The 22,937-nt window shown below is 72.3% G+C and carries 6 protein-coding genes; all 6 read right to left on the bottom strand.

Features of this window, described 5'->3' with window-relative positions:
- The coding region (locus GWI24_RS17980; RefSeq protein WP_210946956.1) for a type I polyketide synthase at positions 1 to 3,090 on the bottom strand (3,090 nt) is incomplete at its 3' end.
- Positions 3,090 to 16,460 (bottom strand): type I polyketide synthase, encoded by a 13,371-nt coding sequence (locus GWI24_RS46240; RefSeq protein ID WP_281790158.1) that lies wholly within the window; start codon positions 16,458 to 16,460, stop codon positions 3,090 to 3,092. The genes GWI24_RS17980 and GWI24_RS46240, both read right to left, overlap by 1 nt.
- 137 nt (positions 16,461 to 16,597) lie before the next feature.
- Complete coding sequence (gene rfbB / locus GWI24_RS17950; protein ID WP_210946955.1) at positions 16,598 to 17,572, bottom strand: dTDP-glucose 4,6-dehydratase; 975 nt, start codon at positions 17,570 to 17,572, stop codon at positions 16,598 to 16,600.
- Positions 17,573 to 17,585: 13 nt separating this feature from the next.
- Complete coding sequence (gene rfbA / locus GWI24_RS17945) at positions 17,586 to 18,458, bottom strand: glucose-1-phosphate thymidylyltransferase RfbA (RefSeq protein ID WP_210946957.1); 873 nt, start codon at positions 18,456 to 18,458, stop codon at positions 17,586 to 17,588.
- Between the two features lie 136 nt (positions 18,459 to 18,594).
- The gene (locus GWI24_RS17940; protein WP_210946954.1) at positions 18,595 to 21,471 is read right to left on the bottom strand and encodes a LuxR family transcriptional regulator; all 2,877 of its coding nucleotides are present in this window, start codon (positions 21,469 to 21,471) and stop codon (positions 18,595 to 18,597) included.
- Positions 21,472 to 22,105: 634 nt separating this feature from the next.
- Positions 22,106 to 22,937: 3-hydroxyacyl-CoA dehydrogenase family protein (locus GWI24_RS17935; protein ID WP_247616534.1), on the bottom strand; the 832-nt coding region annotated here is incomplete at its 5' end.

Genomic DNA, 22,937 nt, shown 5'->3' with positions numbered 1-22,937 from the left:
GGCCCCGGCGTCGGCGTCGGCGCCCTCGGTATCGGTGGCCCGAGTCTCGGCGGGCACCGCCACCAGCAGGCGGCCCGGGAGCATGGGGGGCCGTTGCCCGTCGAGCGGTTGCCAGCCGATGCGGTAGCGCCAGGCGTCGAGCACCGCCTGGTCGCTCAGCCGGGACCGCCACGACGAGAGCAGCGGAAGCACCTCGCTGAGCGGTGCGTCGGCGTCCGCGCCCAGTGTCGCCGTCAGCGCGTCCAGGTCGGCCTTCTCGACCGCGGTCCAGAACTCCGCCTCCGCCGGGCCGGTGGCCGCCTCGGCGACGGGCCCGGTCGGAGGCTCGACCCAGTAGCGGGCGCGCTGGAACGCGTACGTGGGAAGGTCGACGCGCCTCGCTCCCCTCCCCGCGAACAGCCCCCGCCAGTCCACCTCCGCGCCGTGGACGTAGCCCTGGGCGAGCGAGAGCAGCATCCGCTCGGGGCCGCCCTCCTCGCGGCGCAGGGTGCCGATGACGGCGGCCGAGCCCTCGGCGGCCTCGACGGTGGCCTCGATGGCGGCGGCCAGCACGGGGTGCGGGCTCACCTCCACGAACAGCCGGTGGCCGCTGGTGAGCAGCGCCCGGGTGGCCGCTTCGAGCCGTACGGTCTCCCGCAGATTGCGCGCCCAGTAGGCGGCGTCGAGCCCAGCGGTGTCCAGGGGTTCACCGGTGACGGTGGAGTGGAAGACGATCCGCGAGGTGCGCGGGCGGATGGGGGCGAGGATCCGCAGCAGCTCGTCGTGGATCTTCTCCACCTGCGCGGAGTGCGAGGCGTAGTCCACCGGGATCAGCTTCGCCCGGACATCCTCGGCCTCGCATTGGGCCAGCAGCTCGCGCAGCGCCTCCGGTTCGCCGGAGACCACCACCGCGCCGGGGCCGTTGACGGCCGCCACGGAGATACGGCCATCCCAGGCGGCGATCCGCTCCCGCACCTCCTCGACCGGGAGCGACACGGACATCATGCCGCCGTGTCCGGCCAGTCCACGGGCGATGGCCTGCGAGCGCAGCGCGACGACCCGCGCCCCGTCCTCCAGGGACAGCGCACCCGCCACCACCGCCGCCGCGATCTCCCCCTGCGAATGCCCCACCACGGCGGCGGGAGCCACACCGCACGCCCGCCACACCTCCGCCAACGACACCATCACCGCCCACAACGCCGGCTGCACCACATCCACCCGCTCCAACCCCGGCCCCTCACCCCGCAAGACACCGGTCAACGACCAGTCCACGAACCCCGACAGCGCCACTTCGCACTCCGCGATCCGCCCCGCGAACACCGGCGAGCTATCCAGCAACTCCACCGCCATCCCCACCCACTGCGACCCCTGCCCCGGAAACACGAACACCGGACGGGCCTCCGGCACCGCCGCGCCCTCGCCGCGTACCACGCCCACGGGCACCCCACCGGAGGCCAACGCCTCGAGGTGGCCCAGCAGTTGGGAGCGGTCCGCGCCCACCACCGCGGCGCGGTATTCGAAGGCCGGCCGTCCGGTGGCGAGCGAGTGGCCGACATCGGCCGGGGACACCTCGGGGCGCTCGTTCAGATGGGTCAGCAGCCGCTCGGCCTGTGCCCGCAGGGCCGCTTCGCTCCTGCCCGAGAGCACCCAGGGGACGGCGGAGCCGCCGAGCGCGGTCCCGTCGAGGGCCGGGGCGCCTTCTTCGTCGTCCTCCCCCTCAGCCGGGGCCTGTTCGAGGATGACATGGGCGTTGGTGCCGCTGACGCCGAACGCGGACACCCCGGCTCGGCGCGGACGGCCACGCTCGGGCCACTCCCGGGCCTCGGTCAGCAACTCGACGGCTCCGGAGGACCAGTTGACGGCCGGGGACGCCTGCTCGACGTGGAGTGTCCTCGGCAGCGTGCCGTGGCGCAGCGCCATCACCGTCTTGATGACCCCGCCGACCCCGGCCGCCGCCTGGGTGTGGCCGATGTTGGACTTGAGCGAGCCGAGCCACAGCGGATGGCCGGAGGTGCGGCCCTTGCCGTACGTGGCGAGCAGCGCGCCCGCCTCGATGGGATCGCCGAGCGCGGTGCCCGTGCCATGGGCCTCGACGGCGTCGACGTCGTCCACCGTGAGCCCGGCGGCGGTCAGCGCCGCCTCGATGACCCGGCGCTGGGCCGGGCCGTTGGGCGCGGCGAGGCCGTTGCTGGCGCCGTCCTGGTTCATGGCGCTGGAGCGCAGCACGGCGAGAACCGGGTGGCCGTTGCGACGGGCGTCGGACAGCCGCTCCAGCAGCACCATGCCCGCGCCCTCGCCCCAGCCGGTGCCGTCGGCGCCCGCGGCGAAGGACTTGCAACGGCCGTTGGCGGCCAGCCCGCGCTGGTGACTGAACTCGACGAAGACACCGGGGGTGGCCATGACCGCCACCCCTCCGGCCAGCGCCAGCGAGCATTCGCCGCGACGCAGCGCCTGGGCCGCCAGATGCATGGTCACCAGCGACGAGGAGCACGCGGTGTCCAGGGTGATGGCCGGTCCCTCGAGGCCGAGGGTGTAGGAGATCCGGCCGGAGGCCACGCTGGAGACGTTGCCGATCAGCAGATGGCCCTCGACGCTTTGCGGGGCGTACTGCGGGTCCCCGCCGTACTGGAACGAGGCGAGCCCCACATACACCCCGGCCCTGGTGCCCTTCAGCGAGAGCGGATCGATGCCCGCGCGCTCGATCGCCTCCCAGGACACCTCCAGCAGCAGCCGCTGCTGCGGGTCCATGGCCAGCGCCTCGCGCGGGGAGATGCCGAAGAAGCCCGGGTCGAACTGGTCGGCGTCGTGGACGAAGCCGCCTTCGCGGGTGTTGCAGGTGCCGGACCGGCCCGGGTCGGGGTCGTAGAGCCCATCGACGTCCCAGCCCCGGTTGGCGGGGAACTCCGAGATCGCGTCGCGGCCCTCGGCCACCAGCCGCCACAGGTCCTCCGGCGAGCGGACACCGCCGGGGAAGCGGCAGCCCATCGAGACGATGGCGATCGGCTCCCGCTCGTCGGCCTCGATCCGCTCCAGCCGGTCACGGGCCTGCTTGAGGTCGGAGGAGACCCGCTTGAGGTAGGTGAGGAGTTTCTCTTCGTTCTCGTTCGCCATCAGGAAGCCCCGAATTCGTTGTCGATGAAGTCGAAGACCTCGTCGGCGGTAGCGGAGAGGAGGCCGGTGTCGGGGGACGGCCCGCCGGTGTGTTCCCCGGGCGTGCCGCCCAACTTCGCCATGAGGTCGTTCAGACGCCCCGTCAGCCGCTCCCGCGCCCCGTCGTCGGCCATCAGCTCCGGCAGCGCGGACTCCCACCGGTCCAGGTCGTCGAAGAGGGTGCGCGCGTCCGCCGGGCGGGCCGACGGCAGCTCGCCGCGGAGGTACTCGGCCAGTGGCGCGGGCGCCGGATAGTCGAAGACGAGGGTGGCGGGCAGGTCGAGTCCGGTGACCGCGGCCAGCCGGTTGCGCAGTTCCACGGCGGTGAGCGAGTCGAAGCCCAGCTCCTTGAACGGGCGGCCGCCGGCGACCGCGTCGGACGAGGAGTGGCCGAGCACGGCCGCCGCCTGGGCGTGCACCAGGTCCCGCAGGGCGCGGTCCAGGTCCTCGCCCGTCAGACCCGCGAGGCTCGCCAGGAAGGTGTCCGCCACGTCGTCCGGCCCGGTGGTGTCGGGAGCCGCGGTGGTGGCGAGGGCGTCGCGCACCTCCGGCAGCCCGCCGATCAGCGGCCGGCGGCGGGCGGCGGTGAAGCCGGGGACGAAGCGGTCCCAGCGCACATCGGCGAGGACGAGGGAGGTCTCGCCGGTGTGCAGCGCCTCGCTCAGCGCCGCCACGGCCAACTCCGGTGCCATCGCGGGCAGTCCACGGCGGCTGAGGTGCTCCGCCACCTCACCGTGCTCGATCATGCCGTGGTCGGCCCAGGGTCCCCAGGCCACCGAGGTGGCGGGGAGGCCGCGTGCCTCGCGGTGCTCGGCGAGGGCGTCCAGGTAGGCGTTGGCGGCCGCGTAGGCGCTCTGTCCGCCGCTCCCCCAGGTGGCGGCGATGGACGAGAAGAGCACGAACGCCTCGAGGTGGTCCTGGTCCAGCAACGCGTCCAGATGGGCGGCGCCCAGCACCTTGCCGTCGGCCATCTCCGCGAAATCGGCCACCGTACTGTCGGTGAGCTGGGAGAACTCCACGACGCCCGCCGCGTGGAAGACGGCGTGCACCGGGTCGCCCCCGGTGGTGATCCGGCGCAGCAGCGCCGCCACCTCGTCGCGGTCGCGGACGTCGCACGCCGCCACCGTCACCCGGACACCGCCCTCGCTCAGCGCGATCAGCTCGTCGCGCAGTTCGGCGGCGCCGGGCGCCGCGATGCCACGGCGGCTGGTGAGCACGAGGTGTTCGGCGCCGGAGCGGGCCAGCCAGCGGGCGACCTGGGCACCGAGCCCACCGGTGCCCCCGGTGATCAGCACGGTGCCATGCGGCTTCCAGCTCTCCCGGCCCGGTGTGCGCAGCGGCGCCCGGACCAGCCGCCGGACGAACACCCCGGCGTCGCGGAGGGCGAGTTGGTCCTCCGGGCCGCTGTCGCCGGCGATGCCGGAGAGCGCGGCGCACAGCCGGTCCGCCGTCCGCTCGTCGAGGTCCCCGGGGAGGTCGATCAGGCCGCCCCACCGCTGGGGGTGCTCCAGGGCCACGACCCGGCCGAGGCCCCAGGTGGCGGACTGTGCGGGGCTGTCGAGCGGATCGGATCCGCTCACCGACACGGCGCCGGTGGTGGCGAGCCACAGCGGGGCGGCGATGCCCGCGTCGCCCAGCGCCTGGATCAGCCCGACGTTGAGGGCCAGACCGGTGGTGAGCGCGGTGTGTTCGGGGTGCGGGCCGTCGTCGAGGGCGAGCAGCGAGAGCACACCGGCCGGTGTGCCACCGGTGTCCGCCTCGTGGCGCAGCCGCGCGGCGAGCGCGTCACGGCCGGTCGTGGCCACGGTGAGGGGCACGACGCGCGCCCCGCGCCGGTCGAGGGAGGCCGCCACGGCGGCGATCTGCGCGCCGTCCGCCCGGCCCTCCGGCACGGCCACCCACCAGGTGCCGGACAGCGGCGCCGTACGCTCCTCGACGGCCACCGGGGACCAGGTGATCCGGTAGCGCCAGGAGTCCACGGTGGCGCGGTCGCTCTGACCCCGGCGCCAGGAGGAGAGCGCGGGCAGCAGTTCGCCGAGCCGCGCCTGCTGGTCGATCTCCAGGGTGGTGGTCAGCGCCTCCAGGTCCTCGCGCTCGACCGCCTCCCAGAAGCGGGCCTCCACGGAGGACGCGTCCGTGCCGGCATTGACGGTCGGCGTTCCCGGCGTAGCGGGGTCGAACCAGTAGCGCTGCCGCTGGAAGGCGTACGTGGGCAGCTCCACCCGATGCGCACCGCGCCCGGCGAACACCGCCTTCCAGTCGACCTCGCCACCGTGAGCGTGCACCTGCGCGACCCCGGAGAGCAGTGCCCCGGTCTCGTCGCGGTCCTTGCGCAGCAGCGGTACGAACGCGGCCGGACCGGAGACGCATTCCTGGCCCATGGCGGCAAGCACACCGGCGGGGCCCAACTCCACATAGCGGGTGACGCCCTGGGTTTGGAGGAACCGTATGCCGTCCCCAAAGCGGACCGCCTGACGCACATGGCGCACCCAGTACTCCGGCGAGCACACTTCCTCGCCCGCCAACTCGCCCGTGAGGTTCGAGACGATCGCGATGCGCGGCATTGCGTAGGTGATCCGGCCCGCCACCTCGGCGAACTCGGCCAGCATCCCCTCCATCAGCGGCGAGTGGAACGCATGGGAGACGCTCAGCCGTTTGCTCTTGACCCCCATCGCGTCCGCCACCGCGAGCACCGCCGGCTCCTCACCGGAGATGACGGTCGCCGACGGGCCATTGACCGCGGCCACGCTCACCCGGTCCTCATAACCGGCCAGATGCGGTGTCACGTCGGCCTCGGCGGCCTTCAGCGACACCATCGCACCGCCCTCGGGCAGGGCCTGCATCAGCCGACCACGGGCCGCGACGAGAGCGGCGGCGTCCTCCAGCGAGAACACCCCCGCCACATGGGCGGCCGCCAGCTCCCCCACCGAATGCCCCACCAGGAAGTCCGGCGCCAGACCCCACGACTCCACCAGCCGGAACAGCGCCACCTCCAGAGCGAACAGCCCGGTCTGGGTGAACACCGTCCGATCCAGCGCCCCGGCGTCCTCGCCGAACACCACCTCCCGCACCGAACCATCCAGATGACGGTCCAGCTCCGCGCACACCTCGTCGAACACCGCCGCGAACACCGGGAACGCGGCGCACAACTCCCGCCCCATGCCAAGCCGTTGGGCGCCCTGACCGGTGAAGAGGAACGCCGTCCTGCCCTCGTCGTCGGCCACCGTGCCCGGGGTGACGCCCGTGGCGAGTTGCTCCAGTCCGCTCAGCAGCTCCTTCTGGTCGCGGCCGACGATCGCCGCGCGGTGGCCGAAGGCGGAGCGGGTCAGCGCCAGCGAGTAGCCCACGTCCACCGGATCCAGCTCCGGCCGCGCCGCCAGATACGACCGCAGCCGCTCCGCCTGGGCGCGCAACGCGCCCTCGGTACGGCCGGACACCGTCCACGGCACCACATCGGTGCGCACCGACGGTTCCGACTCCGGCTCAGGTTCGGTGGCCGGGTCGGCGGCCGGGTCGGCGGGCGGCTCCTCCAGGATGAGGTGGGCGTTGGTGCCGCTGATGCCGAAGGCGGACACCCCGGCGCGCCGCACCCGCTCGCCCGCGGGCCACTCCCTGGCCTCGGTCAGCAGCTCGACCGCCCCGGCCGTCCAGTCCACATGCGGGGTGGGCTCCTTGACGTGGAGCGTCCTGGGCAGCAGGCCGTGGCGCATCGCCATGACCATCTTGATGACACCGGCGCCGCCGGCCGCGCCCTGGGTGTGGCCGATGTTGGACTTCAACGCGCCCAGCCTCAGCGGCCGGTCGGCCTCCCGGCCCTGGCCGTAGGTGGCCAGGATGGCCTGGGCCTCGATCGGGTCGCCGAGCGTGGTGCCGGTGCCGTGGGCCTCGACGGCGTCCACCTCCGCGGCCGACAGCCCGGCGTTCGCCAGCGCCTGCCGGATCACCCGCTGCTGGGAGGGGCCGTTGGGGGCGGTGAGGCCGTTGCTGGCGCCGTCCTGATTGACGGCCGAGCCGCGCACCAGCGCCAGCACCTCGTGGCCGTTGGCCCGGGCGTCGGACAGTCGCTCCAGGAGCACCATGCTGACGCCCTCGCCCCAGCTGGTGCCGTCGGTGTCGGAGGAGAACGCCTTCGACCTGCCGTCGGGGGCGAGCCCGCGCTGCCTGCTGAACTCGATGAACAGGCTCGGCGTCGACATCATCGTCGTGCCGCCCGCCAGCGCCATCGAGCATTCGCCCTGGCGCAGCGCCTGCGCCGCCTGGTGGATGGCGACCAGGGAGGAGGAGCACGCGGTGTCGATGGTGAGCGCCGGGCCCTCCCAGCCGAGGGAGTAGGCGATGCGTCCGGAGACCACGCTGGCGGCCTTGCCGGTCAGCAGATACCCCTCCATGTCCTCGGGGATCTCGCCCAGCCGCGAGGCGTAGTCCTGGCCGGTGGAGCCGATGAACACGCCCGCCGTGCTGCCCTTCGTGGAGTGCGGGTCGATCCCGGCGCGCTCCAGCGCCTCCCAGGAGGTCTCCAGCAGCAGCCGCTGCTGCGGGTCCATGGCCAGCGCCTCGCGCGGGGAGATCCCGAAGAACTCGGGGTCGAAGTCGTAGGCGTCGTAGAGGAAGCCGCCTTCCTTGGCGTAACTCCTGCCCGGCGTATCGGGGTTGGGGTCGTAGAGCTCCTCGACGTTCCAGCCGCGGTCGGTCGGGAAGGTCGAGATCACATCGCGGCCGTCCGCCACCAGCTCCCACAGGTCCTCGGGGCCGCGGACCCCGCCGGGCAGTCGGCAGCTCATGGCCACGATGGCGATCGGATCGTCGTCGGCGGGACGGACGGCGGCCACCACGGCCGCCACTTCCTCCCGCTCGCCCAGTGCCTCGCGCCGCAAGTGGTCCACCAGGACGGCGGGGGTCGGGTAGTCGAAGAGGAGGGTGGTCGGCAGCCGCAGCCCGGTGGTGGCGCCCAGCCGGTTGCGCAACTCCACGGCGGTCAGGGAGTCGAAGCCGACCTCCCGGAAGGCGCGGGTGGCCTCGATGTCGTCCGGAGCGGCGAGCCCCAGCACGCCCGCCGCGTGCTCCCGCACCAGGTCCAGCAGGAACGGGTCCCGGTCGGCCGCCGGCAGGGCGGCCAGCCGCCGCCCGAACGAGCTCTCGTCGGTGTCCGCGGCCCCGCCTCCGCCACCGGCCCGTACGACGCGGCGGACCGGTGTCCGGACCAGGCCGCGCAGATAGGCCGGTACGGCGTCCTGGCCGGGGGTGGCGGCGGCGCTCGCGGCGCGCTTGCGCAGATCGGCCAGGTCGAGCCGGACGGGTACGAGCGTGGCATCACCAGCCGCCCGTGCGGCGTCGAAGAGTTCCATGCCCTCCGCGCTGGGCAGCGGACGGATGCCGGAGCGCGCCATGCGCCGCACATCGGCGTCGTCCAGATGCCCGCTCATGCCGCTGCGCTGCTCCCACAGGCCCCAGGCGAGGGACTGGGCGGCCAGGCCACGAGCCCTGCGGTGCTGGGCGAGGGAGTCCAGGAAGGCGTTGGCGGCGGCGTAGTTGGCCTGTCCGCCGTTGCCGATGGTGGCGACGACGGAGGAGTAGAGCACGAACGCGGCCAGGTCGTGGTCCGCGGTCAGCTCGTGCAGATTCCACGCGGCGTCCACCTTGGGTCGCAGCACCCGGTCGAGCCGCTCGGGGTTCAGCGCGTCCACGACGCCGTCGTCGAGCACACCCGCCGCGTGGATCACGGCCGTCAGTGGATGCGCGGCGGGTATCGCGCAGAGAAGCCCGGCGAGCGCTTCCCGGTCGGCGGTATCGCAGGCGGCGACGGTGACGGTGGCCCCCAGCTCGGTGAGTTCGGAGCGGAGTTCGCCCATCCCGTCGGCCGCGGGCCCACGCCGACTGACCAGCAGCAGATGCCGTATACCGTGCTCGCCGACCAGATGGCGGGCGACGAGCCCACCGAGGGTCCCGGTGGCGCCGGTGATGAGAACGGTGCCTTCGGGGTCCAGCGGTCGGTGGCTGTCGGCGGGCCCGGCAGCCCGGGTGGCGGTGGCCACGGCGGTCTTGGTGCCGGTGGCCCCGGTGGCGGCGGCCGCAGTGCCGGTGGCACCGGCCCCCTTGGCGGCGGCAGCCCCGGCAGCTCCGGCAGCCCGGGGGGCGGCGAGCTCTGCAGTTCCGGTAGCCCCGGGGCCGGTAGCCCCGGGGCCAGTGGCCCCGGCAGCTCCGGTGGCGGTGGCCCAGGTAAGCCCGGTGCCGGTGGCCTCGGTGGCCGGGGCAATCCTGGTGGCGGCCCCAGCAGCTCCGGTGGCGGTGGCCTCGGCGGCACCCGTCCCCCTCGCCACCCGCCCCAGCCGGGGCACCCTCACCAGGCCCTCGCGGACCGCGCACTGGGGTTCGCCGGAGGCGATCGCGGCCGGGAGAGCGGTCGCCGACTCCGGCTCCGCGTCGAGGTCGACGAGGACGAAGCGGCCGGGGTGTTCCGACTGGGCCGAGCGCACCAGGCCCCATACGGCGCCGTGGGCCACATCCGGGACCTCTTCGCCGGGGGCGGCCGCGACCGCGCCGCGGGTGACGCACACCAGCCGGGAGGAGGCGAGGCGCTCATCGGAGATCCAGCGCTGGATCAGCGCCAGCGCTCGGTGAGTGGCCGCGTGGGCCGCCTCCGCCACATCGCCGTCGCCCTCGGCGACGCACGGCACCAGGACCGCGTCCGGCGCATCCGCCGTCTCGTCGTAGGGCACCGCGTCCACGGGCGCGAAGAGCCCGAGCGGGTCGTCGCCGAGCACCGCCCAGCTCGCCGGAGTCGCGGTCGCGGTGGCGTCCGTGGCGGACACCGCGGGCCACTCCAGGCGGAACAGCGACGGGTGGAGGGCGGAGCGGCCGCCGATCGGTTCGGGCGTGTCCACCGTGCGCAGCACGAGCCGGTCCACCGAGGCCACCGGGGCGCCGCTCAGGTCGGCCGCGGCGACCGCGTACGTATCGGGACCCGCCGGCGTCAGCCGCACCCGCAGCGCCGTGGCGCCCGTGGCGTGCAGGGCGACACCGCTCCATGCGGCGGCCAGCCGCGACCCGCCACCGTCGCCCGGTGTTTCCACCGCGTCGAGCGCCGACTCCAGCAGCACCGGGTGCAGTCCGTAGCGCCCGGCGTCGGCCTCCTCGGCCTCGGTCAGCCCGACCTCGACGTAGAGGTCCTCACCGAGGCGCCAGGCGGCGACGGCGCCTCCCGCCACCTCCACCGGGACGGCGTCGGCCGGTGGCCACGCGGCGAGGCCGATGCCGGCGGCCTTGGCACCGGTGCCCAGGACCGCCGTGGCGTACCGCGTCCACGGCTCGTCGGCGTCGGCGCCCTCGGCGCGCGCGTGGACGCTGAGGGCGCGCGAGCCCCCGCCGTCCGGGGCGCCGACGCGCACCTGGATCACCGCGGCGCCCTTCTCGGGCAGCACCAGCGGCGCGTCCAGGGACAGTTCCTCGATCCGGTCGCAGCCGACCTGATCGCCCGCGCGGATCGCCAGTTCGGCGAGGGCGCTGCCGGGGAGCACGGCCGCGTCGGGGCCGGTGCGCTCGGTCAGCCAGGGGTGGTCCTGTGCGGAGATCCGGCCGGTGAACAGGTGGTCGTCCGCACCCGCCAGCGGGACCGCCGCGCCGAGCAGCGGATGCCCGGCGGCGTCGAGTCCGGCCGCCGCCACATCGCTCGCCGCGACCGGCTTGTCCAGCCAGTACCGCTGCCGCTGGAACGGATACGTCGGCAGGTCCGGGGCACGCTCACCGCGCCCCGGCGCGCCCCCGAACACGGTGTCCCACGACGGTTCGACCCCCTGCACATACGCCTCGGCGAACGAGCCCGCGAAGCGCTCCGGGTCGCCCTCGTCCCGGCGCAGCGTGCCGACGACGGCGGCGTTTCCGCCCGTGTCCTCGATGGTCTGCTGGAGCGACATGGCGAGCATGGGATGCGGGGCGCATTCGATGAAGGCCGTGTGGCCGTCGGCCAGCAGCGCCCGGGTGGCCCGTTCGAAGTCCACCGGCTCGCGCATGTTCCGGTACCAGTAGTCGGTGTCCAGCTCCGTGGTGTCCAGCGGCCCGCCGGTCACCGTGGAGTAGTACGCGATCCGCGAGGCGCGCGGCCGCACCCCCGCCACCTCGCGCAACAGCCGCTCGCGCAACCCGTCGACCTGCGGGGAGTGTCCGGCGGTGTCCACGCCCGGCACCCGGCGGGACTTCAACCCGTCGGCGGCGAGCTCGGCCATGAAGGCGTCCAGTGCCTCCGGGTCGCCCGAGACGGTCACGGTGGCGGGGCTGTTGACGGCGGCGATGCCGAGCCGTTCGCTCCACGGCCGCAGCCGCTCGGCGACCGTCCCGGCCGACGCGAGCACCGAGAGCATGCCGCCCTTGCCGCTCAGCTCGGCCCATGCCTGGCTGCGCCGGGCCACCACCTTGGCGGCGTCCTGGAGCGAGAGCCCCCCGGCCACGTACGCGGCGGCGATCTCGCCCTGCGAGTGGCCGACCACCGCGGCCGGTTCGACGCCGTACGAGCGCCACAGCGCCGCCAGCGACACCATCACCGCGAACAGCGCGGGCTGCACCACGTCGATGCGGGACAGCGACGGGGCGCCCGGCTCACCGCGCAGCACATCGCGCAACGACCAGTCCAGGAACGGCTCCAGGGCGTCGGCACACTCCTCCAGCCGCTCCGCGAAAACGGGCGAGGCATCCCACAGCGGGAGCGCCATCCCGATCCACTGCGAGCCCTGCCCGGGGAAGACGAACACGGTCTTCCGCCGGCCGCCCGCCGCGCCCTGGACCACGTGGGGCGCCGGGGTGCCCTGCGCGAGCGCGCCGAGCCCGTCCAGGAGCCGCTCCCGGTCCCGGCCCAGGATCACCGCCCGGTGGCCGAAGGCCGTGCGGGTGGTGGCGAGGGCGTGGCCGAGTACCGCGAGGTCGGTGCCGGGGTGGTCGGCCAGGTGATCCCGCAGTTGCTCGGCCCGGGTGCGCAGGGCCTGTTCGGTGCGCCCGGACAGCACCCAGGGCAGCACGGGCAGCCCCGGGGCCGCCGGGCGCGGCTCGTCGTGACCGGCGGCCGGTTCGGCCGGGGCCTGCTCCAGGATGGCGTGTGCGTTGGTGCCGCTGATGCCGAAGGACGACACGCCCGCGCGGCGCGGCCGCTCGGTCTCCGGCTCCGGCCATGGCCTCGCCTCGGTCAGCAGCTCCACGGCCCCGGACGACCAGTCGACATGCGGCGAGGGCTCGTGTACGTGCAGGGTCCGCGGCAGGACGCCGTGGCGCAGCGCCATCACCATCTTGATGACACCGGCCACGCCCGCCGCCGCCTGGGGGTGGCCGACGTTGGACTTCAGCGAGCCGAGCCACAGCGGCCGGCCTTCGGCGCGGTCCTGGCCGTACGTGGCCAGCAGTGCGCCCGCCTCGATGGGATCGCCGAGCGAGGTGCCGGTGCCATGTGCCTCGACCGCGTCCACATCGGCCGCGGTGAGCCCCGCGTCGGCCAGTGCCTGCCGGATCACCCGCTGCTGGGCCGGTCCGCTCGGGGCGGTGAGGCCGTTGCTCGCGCCGTCCTGGTTGGTGGCGGAGCCACGGACCAGCGCCAGCACCTGGTGGCCGTTGTGCCGCGCGTCCGACAGCCGCTCCAGCAGCACCATGCCCACGCCCTCGCCCCAGCCGGTGCCGTCCGCGTCGGACGAGAACGCCTTGCAGCGGCCGTCGGGCGACAGCGCCTTCTGGCGGCTCAGCTCCACGAAGATCCCGGGGCTGGACATCACGGTGGCGCCGCCGGCCAGCGCCAGCGAGCACTCGCCCTGGCGCAGCGACCGTACGGCCATGTGCAGGGCCACCAGGGAGGACGAGCAGGCCGTGTCGACGGTGACCGCCGGTCCCTCGAGACCCCAGGTGTAGGCGATCCGGCCGGACGCGACGCTGGTGGTGCCGCCGGTCAGCAGATAGCCCTCGAACCCCTCCGACGCCTCGTCCATCCGCGGCCCGTAGTCCTGCGGCATGGCGCCGACGAAGACACCCGCGTCGCTGCCCTTGAGCGTGGTCGGGTCGATCCCGGCGCGCTCGAACGCCTCCCACGCGGTCTCCATCAGCAGCCGCTGCTGGGGGTCCATCGCCTGGGCCTCGCGGGGGCTGATGCCGAAGAAGGCCGGGTCGAACTGGTCGGCCTCGTAGAGGAATCCGCCTTCGCGCACATAGCTGGTGCCGTGGCGGGCCGGGTCCGGGTCGTAGAGGCCCTCCAGGTCCCAGCCCCGGTTGCCGGGGAAGCCCGCGATGGCGTCCCGGCCCTCGCTGACCAGCCGCCACAGCTGTTCGGGGGTGCGCACCCCGCCGGGGAGGCGGCAGCTCATCGCCACGATGGCGATCGGATCGTCGTCCCCCGTGGTGGTCCGGGTGGCGGCCGGGCGCGGGACCACGCCCGGCCGGGAGCCCACCACCACGTCCCGGAGGTGGTGGGAGAGGGCCAGCGGGGTGGGGTGGTCGAAGAGGACGGTCCCGGCGAGCCGTGTTCCGGTGGCGGTGCTGAGGAGGTTGCACAGCTCGACGGACATCAGCGAGTCGAAGCCGAGATCCTTGAAGATCTTCTCGGGGTCGACGGCGTCGGGTCCCGGGGAGCCCAGCACCCAGGCGGTGTGCGTACGGACCAGCTCCAGCGCCACGCGCTCGCGCTCGGCGGCGTCGGTCAGTGCCGCGAACTCCTCACGCCAGGAGAGGGGTTCATCGGTGGCGGCGTCCTCGGTGCCGGGGAGATCGGTGTCCAGCCAGTAGCGCTGCCGTTGGAAGGCGTAGGTGGGCAGCTCCACCCGATGCGCACCGCGCCCGGCGAACACCGCCTTCCAGTCGACCTCGCCACCGTGAGCGTGCACCTGCGCGACCCCGGACAGCAGCGCCCCGGTCTCTTCGCGGTCCTTGCGCAGCAGCGGTACGAACGCGGCCGGACCGGAGACGCACTCGCGTCCCATGGCGGAGAGCACACCGGCCGGACCGAGCTCCACAAAGCGGGTGACACCCTGCCCTTCGAGGAACCGTATGCCGTCCCCGAAGCGCACCGCCTGACGCACATGGCGCACCCAGTACTCCGGCGAGCACACCTCCTCGCCCGCCAACTCACCCGTGACGTTGGAGACGATCGCAAGACGCGGTGCGGAGTAGCCGATCCGGCCCGCCACCTCGGCGAACTCGGCCAGCATCCCCTCCATCAGCGGCGAGTGGAACGCATGGGAGACGCTCAGCCGCTTGCTCTTGACCCCCACCGCCTCCGCGACCGCGAGCACCGCCGGCTCGTCACCGGAGATCACGGTCGCCGACGGACCATTGACCGCCGCAACGCTCACCCGGTCCTCGTGGCCCTCGAGATGCGGCACCACCTCGGCCTCGGCCGCCTGGAGCGACACCATCGCACCGCCCTCCGGCAGCGCCTGCATCAGCCGACCCCGGGCCGCCACCAGCGCACAGGCGTCCTCCAGCGAGAACACCCCCGCCACATGGGCGGCCGCCAGCTCCCCCACCGAATGCCCCACCAGGAAGTCCGGCGCCAGACCCCACGACTCCACCAGCCGGAACAGCGCCACCTCCAGAGCGAACAGCCCGGTCTGGGTGAACACCGTCCGATCCAGCGCCCCGGCGTCCTCGCCGAACACCACCTCCCGCACCGAACCATCCAGATGACGGTCCAGCTCCGCGCACACCGCGTCGAACACCGCCGCGAACACCGGGAACGCGGCGTACAACTCCCGCCCCATGCCCGGACGTTGAGCACCCTGACCGGTGAACAGGAACGCCGTACCGCCACTGCCCGCCACCGCGCCCGGGACCACACCCGCGGCGAGCTGCTCAAGACCGTTCAGCAGTTCCTCACGGTCGCGGCCGACGACCGCCGCCCGGTGGCCGAAGGCGGACCGGGTCAGCGCCAGCGAGTAGCCCACGTCCACCGGATCCAGCTCCGGCCGCGCCGCCACATACGACCGCAGCCGCCGCGCCTGCGCCCGCAGCGCCGCCTCACCACGGGCGGAGAGCACCCACGGCACCGTGTCGAGGGCCGTCGGGCGTTCCGCGGCCGGGTCGGCGGCGGGTGCCTCCTCCAGCACCATGTGCACATTGGTGCCGCCCATGCCGAACGAGCTGACGCCCGCGAGCCGTGGGGCGTCCGCCTCCGGGGCCCAGGCGTCGAGGGCGGTCTGGACCGTGAGGCCCAGGGTGTCCAGGGGGATCGCGGGGTTCGGTGTCTCGTGGTTGAGGCTCGGGAACAGCTCGCGGTGGGCGAGCGAGAGCACCGTCTTGATGAGGCCGGTGATGCCGGCCGCGCCTTCGAGGTGGCCCACGTTCGTCTTGGCGGAGCCGACCCGCAGCGGCGCGCCGCTCGCCCGGCCGGCGCCGAGGACCGCGCCCAGCGCCGCGGCCTCGACCGGGTCGCCGACCTTGGTGCCGGTGCCGTGCAGTTCGACGTACTGGACCCGGGCGGGGTCGACCCCGGCGCGCTCGTAGGCGGCGCGCAGCATGGCCTCCTGCCCGTGGGCCGCGGGGGTGGTGAGGCTGTCGCCGCCGCCGTCGTTGTTGGCGTCGGAGCCGCGGATCACGCACAGCACCGGGTCGCCGTCGCGCAGCGCGTCCGGGAGCCGCTTGAGTACGACGAGGCCGCCGCCCTCGCCGCGCACATAGCCGTTGGCGCGGGCGTCGAAGGTGAAGGAGCGGCCGTCCGGGGAGAGGGCGCCGAACCGGGAGGCGGCGATGAAGCCGTCAGGGGCGAGGTTCAGTTGGACGCCGCCCGCGACGGCGGTGTCGGTCTCGCCGCGCCGCAGGCTCTCGCAGGCCAGGTGCACGGCGGCCAGGGACGAGGACTGCCCGGTGTCCACGACCACGCTCGGGCCGCGCAGCCCGAGGGCGTAGGAGACCCGGTTGGCGATGATGCCGCGGTTCAGCCCGGTGAGGGTGTGCTGGGTGATGGCGGCCGGTTCGCCGCGGTGGACCAGGGCCGCGTAGTCGTCGGCGATGGCGCCGATGAAGACGCCGGTACGGCTGCCCTCGAGTCGTGCGGGGACGAGTCCGGCGTTCTCCAGGGCCTCCCAGCACAGTTCCAGCGCGAGCCGCTGCTGGGGGTCCATCGCCCGTGCCTCTCGGGGTGAAATCCCGAAGAACTCCGGATCGAACTCGGCCGCCCTTTCGACGAACCCACCGAATCGAATACCGGCGTCCCGGAGCTCATCGGCATACCGGTCCGCCGGGATCTGTGTGATGGCGCTCTCTCCATTGCGCAGCAACTGCCGGAACTCATCCGGGGTCGATGCGCCCGGTACGCGACATGCCATACCGACGACCGCGATGTGCCCGTCACGCACCAGGGAGTTCTCCGACATCACGACCTCAGACTCTTCTCTCAGTTGAGATTACGACGCGACTGGACTGACCATGATCCGGAAGTCGACGTTATGGGGCGGGAGTCGACTCAACCACCCCTAACCGCATCCACCCCTAACCCTTGGCGTAGGGGTGGTCACATCTTCTTGAGCGGTTCCCACCAACCGCGGTGTGTCATGTACCACTTGGCGGTTTCCGCGAGGCCGTTCTCGAACGACATCTCGGGGCGGTAGCCGAGTTCTGCGGAGATTTTCGCGATGTCCACCGAGTAACGGCGGTCATGGCCCTTGCGGTCGGGTACCCGCTCGATCAGGGACCGGTCGGCGCCGAGCAGTTCGAGCAGCCGTTCCGTGAGTTCCAGATTGGTCAGTTCGGTGCCGCCGCCGATGTTGTAGACCTCTCCCGGGCGGCCGTTCTCGGCGACCAGGGCGATACCGCGGCAGTGGTCGTCCACGTGCAGCCAGTCCCGGATATTTCCGCCGTCGCCGTAGAGCGGCACCGGCTTGCCGTCCATGAGGTTGGTGACGAAGAGCGGAATGACCTTCTCGGGGTGCTGGTACGGGCCGTAGTTGTTGGAGCAGCGGGTCACACAGACGGGCAGTCCATGGGTGCGGTGGAAGGCCCGGGCCAGCAGATCGGAGGACGCCTTGGAGGCGGAATACGGCGAGTTGGGCTCGAGTGGTTCCTCCTCGCTCCAGGAGCCGCTTTCGATGGAGCCGTAGACCTCGTCCGTGGAGATGTGGACGAACTTTCCGACCTCCGCGTTCGCGGCCGCGTTGAGAAGGGTGTGGGTGCCCAGGACATTGGTGCGCACGAATTCCTCGGCGCCGGATATCGAGCGGTCGACATGCGATTCCGCGGCGAAGTGGACCACCAGATCGGTGTCCCGCAGCAACTCGCCGACGAGCTCGCCGTCGCAGATGTCACCGCGGACGAAGCGCAGCCGGGGGCTGTCGGCGACCTCGGCCAGGTTGGCCTCGTTGCCCGCGTAGGTGAGCTTGTCGACCACCACGACCTGGGCGTCCGCCCAGGCCGCGTACGCCCCTGTCAGGGTCTGCCGGACGAAGTGGGAGCCGATGAAGCCCGCGCCGCCGGTCACAACTATGCGCACTGGAGACAACCCTTCAGCGGTTATTGGCCGCGATATCCATCAGATATTGTCCGTAGTCCGTCTTGCTGAGCTCCGCACCGAGCTCATAGCAGGCGGCGGCGTCGATGAACCCCATGCGGAAGGCTATCTCCTCGAGACAGGCGATCCGCACTCCCTGGCGCTGCTCCAGAAGCTGCACATACTGGCCCGCCTGGAGCAGTGAGTCATGGGTTCCGGTGTCCAGCCAGGCGAATCCGCGGCCGAGCCCCACCAGTCTGGCCTTTCCGCGTTCCAGATAGACCCGGTTGACGTCGGTGATCTCCAGTTCGCCGCGCCCGGAGGGCCGTACGTTCTTGGCGATGTCCACGACGTCGTTGTCGTAGAGATACAGACCGGTGATCGCCAGATTGGATCTGGGGGCGGCCGGCTTCTCCTCGAGGGAGATCAGCCGACCCTGCTCATCCATTTCCCCGACGCCATAGCGCTCGGGGTCCTTGACTCCGTAGCCGAAGAGCACACAGCCGTCGACATGGCTTGCCTCATGGTGCAGCATCTTCGAAAACCCGGGCCCGTGGAAGATATTGTCGCCGAGGACCAGCGTCACCTGGTCGTCGCCGATGAACTCGGCTCCGATGATGAATGCCTCGGCGATTCCATTGGCCTCGGGCTGCTCGGCGTACTCGATCGAAAGACCCAGCCGACCGCCGTCGCCGAGAAGCGCGCGGAACAGCTCCACATGGAGCGGGGTCGAGATGATCTGGATTTCCCTGACGCCGCCGAGCATGAGCACCGACAGCGGGTAATAGATCATCGGTTTGTTGTAGACGGGAAGGATCTGCTTCGACACCGCATGTGTCAAAGGATGCAGTCGGGTACCGCTTCCTCCGGCGAGGACTATGCCCTTCATGTGGCCAGAAGCTATCAACGCCGTCAGCCCGCGCTCCAGGTCTGCCGCGGCGATAGGGGGGTAATCAGGGGTGGGCATGGAACAGGGGTGGCCGAGTGCGGCCACCCCTTCCGCGGGACATCGCCCTCGTCATCGCTCAGGCGATTTCGTCCACCTGGGCCCGGAGCGCGGTCGGCAGCTGCTGCCGGCTCCTGATATTCAGCTTGCGGTACACCCGCGTCAAATGCTGTTCCACCGTGCTGATGGTGATGAACAGGCTGGCGGCTATTTCCCGGTTCGTATAACCGTCCACCGCCAGGGCGGCCACCCGGGCCTCGGATTCGCTGAGCTTGGTGCCCAGGGACGGCGGCACCGCCGGCTTCGGCCCGAGCGGTCCGGACACCGGCCGCACCACCGGCCGCGGATCGCGGGCCTCCAGACCGGAGTCGAGACGGATCCGGGCGCACAGCTCCTCGGCGCCGCACTCCTTTGCCATCCGCCAGGCCCGGCCCATGATGGCGTCGGCCCGCCCCAGCTCCCCGGATCCGCGCAGCGTACGTCCCAGATCATCCAGCGCCCGGGCCAGCTCCAGGCGGTCGCCGGAGCACTGCAGCTCCTCGACGGCCTGGCCGAGCAGCCGGGACCGGTTCTCGATGTCGCCGGCCGCGGCCAGTAACCGCAGGGAGACGCCGCGGACCCGGGAGTCCCCGGCGCCGTTCCTGGCCAGCTGCTCGGAGACCAGGTTGGCGGCCTTCTCCCGGTCGCCGAGCTCCAGCCATGCCTCGGCGGCGTCCGACCGCCAGGGCAGCAGCGCCGGCTGGTCGAGCTCCCACAGCTGGGCGAGCCGGCCGGCCATCAGGAATTCGCCGAGCGCCGCGTTGATGCGGTTGGTGGCCAGGTAATAGCGGCCGCGGGCGCGGGTGTAGCCCAGTCCGTAGATGCTCTTGAACAGCGCCTCGGGAACCGGGCGGCTCAGATGCCGCGCCGCCGCCTCGTGCTTGCCCATCTCCGTGTACGCCAGGATCTGGCTGGCCAGGGGGCCACCGATGAAGACGCTTCCGTCGCGCCCTGGCACGATCTCCAGGGCGGTGGTGGCATAGGCCGCCGACTCCACGAGATTGCCCTGCCGCAGGGCGATTTCGGCCCGGATCGAGGCGAAGATGGCCCGCCAGCCCGGCGCCCGGCGCCGCTCGGCCTCCTCCATCAGCGCGTCGCACCACGGCGCCGCCTTGTCCGGGCGGCCCGCGTACACCAGCGCGTTCACCGAGTTGACGATGGGCTCGAAGGTGGCGTCGGTGAGCGGCGAGACATCGAGCACCTTCTCCGCCGCGGCGACCGGCGACTCCTCGCTGCCCCCACGCCCGAAGAAGCCGCTGAACGCCGCCGTGATCGTCGACAGCGCGGAGGGTCTGCGGGATCTGAGCTGCGTACGGGAGGCGCCGCCGTCCTCGCCCTGGCGCGCCGTGGTCCCGGGGGCCCGGTCCTGCGCACCGGACTCCTGGGCCCAGCGGGCGGTCAACCGGAACTGGGACATCGAGGTGGGTCCCGCGTTGCTCATGACGGCATTGAGCCGGCCGATGGCGCCGCGCGCCTCCTCGATCCGGCCGTGGGCGAGCAACAGCTCGATCAGCCGCCCGATGTGGGAGGCGGGCAGCCGGTCGGCGCACAGCGCGGCCAGCGGCTCCTCCAGCATCCGCTCGGACGCCGAGGGGTTGAGCCGCCACATGATCCCGGCGGTGCCGATCCTGATCCCGGCCCGCAACTCCTCGTCCGCGCAGGCCGCGTACGCCAGCTCCAGGCAGGCCACCGCCAGTTTGGCGTCGTCCTCGGCGAGCGCCTGCTGCGCGGCGTCCCGCAGCAGCGGCACCGCCCAGGGCTCGTCGGCGGCCTGGGCGGCGAGCAGATGGCGGGCCACGGCGAGGGTCGCCCCGCCGCCCTGGTGCAGCAGGACGGCGGCGCGCCGGTTCATGTCCAGCCGGACCTCGGGGTCCATGTCCTCCAGCACCGCGGCCTCGACATGCGGGTGGCGGAAGGCGAGACCGTCGACGAGGCCCGCCGCGTCCAGCGCGGCGACTCCGCGGCGGGTTCCGGCGGGGCCGATGCGCAGCAGCCGGCCGAGGAGTTCCAGGGAGGCGGACGCCCCGAGCACCGCGATGCCCTCGGCCAGCCGGGAGACGGTGCGCCCGCTGCGGTAGACGCAGGTGAGCACGGCCTGCACAAACATGTCGCCCACCACGGGCTCCACTGCGCGGTTGCGCCGTGGGGGCGCCCCCGCGGTGCGGTAATCGTCTATCACCGCGCGTAGCAACAACGGATTACCGCCGCTCACCTCATACCAGGTGTAGGCCACATCGGTGGAATCCGGAAGTCCCAGACGAGTGGTGAGCAGATGTGCCGTCTCATCCCAGGACAGCCGCTCCAGCCGCAGCCGCTGGAAATTGGGCTGGCGCAGCAGTTCGGTATTGAAGACGGCGTCTTGTCGTTCGCTGTCCGTCGCCTGTGCGAACACCATGAGGAGTTTGGCGGAGCGCGAACGGGTCGCCAGGTACAGCAGGTACTGAAGTGACGCCGCGTCGACGAGCTGGAGTTCGTCGACGCAGATCACCACCGGTTCGCGGGAGGCGAGTTCATGGAGTGCGGCGCGGAACTCCCGGGCGCCCTGGACATGGGTGGGGTGCGCGCCGGTGGGTTCGCCACCAGGGGTTTCCCGGGGCGGCGCGGCGTCGAGTGCGCCGTGGTCGAGTGCCCGGCGCAGATGGTCGGCGGTCGCCTTGGGCAGCCGGGGCGAGTCCAGGAGCTGGCGCAGTGTGCCGAGCGGAGCCCGGTCGGCCGAGGTGCCGTATGCCTTGAGGACGAGGGCTCCGGCCTTCGCCGCATGGGCCGTGACGGCTTCGAGCGTATGGGTCTTGCCGCAACCGACCGCGCCCTCGACAAGCACGATGCCCGCCTCCCCGGACAGGCTTCTGGAAAACGCTCGCCGAAGTCTCTCGAATTGCGCGTCGAATTGTCTGGCTCTGGCCGATGAAAACACCATTGCTCGCACCCCCGAATGCGACGCGAAGCACTGCTCACGGCAGTCCGAACGCCTCCCAGCAAGCTATACGCCCACCGGTCGCGCCACCATCGCCGCACGTAAAATCATCGTTAACGAATTACCAATTCTGAGCGGGCTGCCCGACGATCGACAAAAGCGATGCGAGCGGGACACCCCTACGTGGGGCAACGCGTTGAAGCCGAAGTGCACCGACACCCTGACAACCTGCGCCACCCCCGTTCACGTGGGCATTTGTTCGGAAGCGCCAGCATACACGAGACCACCTAGCCGTACCCGGGAAAGCTCCCGACATCCTTGACTCCGGCACGAAGTGGTCATACACAGAGGACTCCGGGGACCCGTTTCGAACATTTATTTGCCCGTTTTGATCGCCAATGCGGTTCTTATGTCTGTTGCCGCTGGTAACCACAAGCGATTCGCCGGGAATTCTCCTGCCATAAAGCGGACAGAGGGCCGGTGCACCTATTCCCGTGCCGATGAATTCCGGAGCCACACACCTCGCCGTTGGACTATTCCAATGGCATCTTCGCACCCCCTGTCATCGCCACGGGCATACGGATGCCGGGGCCGGGAAGGTGTGTCCCCGGCCCCGGCATCCCCCCGTGACCCGCCGCTATCGCTCGTGGAGGTGCAGCCCCCTCCCGCCCTTGCGGCCCAGGTGACCCGCCTCGACCAGCCGCCGAAGATGACGGGCCGGGGTCAGGGCCGGATCCCGGAAGGTGCCGTGCAGAGTGCGCTGGATGGCGAGGGACACATCCAGGCCGATCACATCCAGCAGCCGCAGCGGGCCCATCGGATAGCCCTGCCCGGCCGCCATCACCGTGTCGATGTCATCGGCGGTGGCCCAGCCCTCCTCGAGCATCGCCACCGCGCTGTTCAGATAGGGAAAGAGCAGGGCATTGACGATGAAGCCCGCCCGGTCCGGGCAGTCCACCGCACGCTTGCCGAGCGCCGCGGCCACCGCGTGCGCCGTGCCGAGCGCCTCCTTGGAGGTCAGCACGGTGTGCACCACCTCGACCAGCCGCATCACCGGGGCGGGGTTGAAGAAGTGCATCCCGATGACGTCCTCGGGCCGCCGCGTCGCCATCGCGCACTCGATGACGGGCAGACTGGAGGTGGAGGTGGCGAGCACCGCGCCCGGTGCGCACACCCGGTCCAGATCGGCGAAGACGGCCCGTTTGACGTCGATGTCCTCCGCCACGGCCTCGACCACCAGATCGCAGGCGCCGAGCGCCTGGAGTTCACAGCCCGCGGTCAGCCGGTCCATCGCCTCGGTGAGCAGCTCGGGCGCCAGTTTGCCGCGCCGCACCCCGCGCTCCAGCGAGCGCTCCACGGCGGCCGTGGCCTCCTTCGCGCGCATCTCGCTCCGGGCCACCAGCACCGTCGGATATCCGGAGCGCGCGCACACCTCCGCGATCCCGACCGCCATCGTGCCCGAGCCCACC

Origin of the sequence: Streptomyces sp. MK37H (assembly GCF_018035285.1) — a bacterium.
Lineage (GTDB): Bacteria > Actinomycetota > Actinomycetes > Streptomycetales > Streptomycetaceae > Streptomyces > Streptomyces endocoffeicus.
This window is presented reverse-complemented; position numbering and strand designations above follow the sequence as displayed.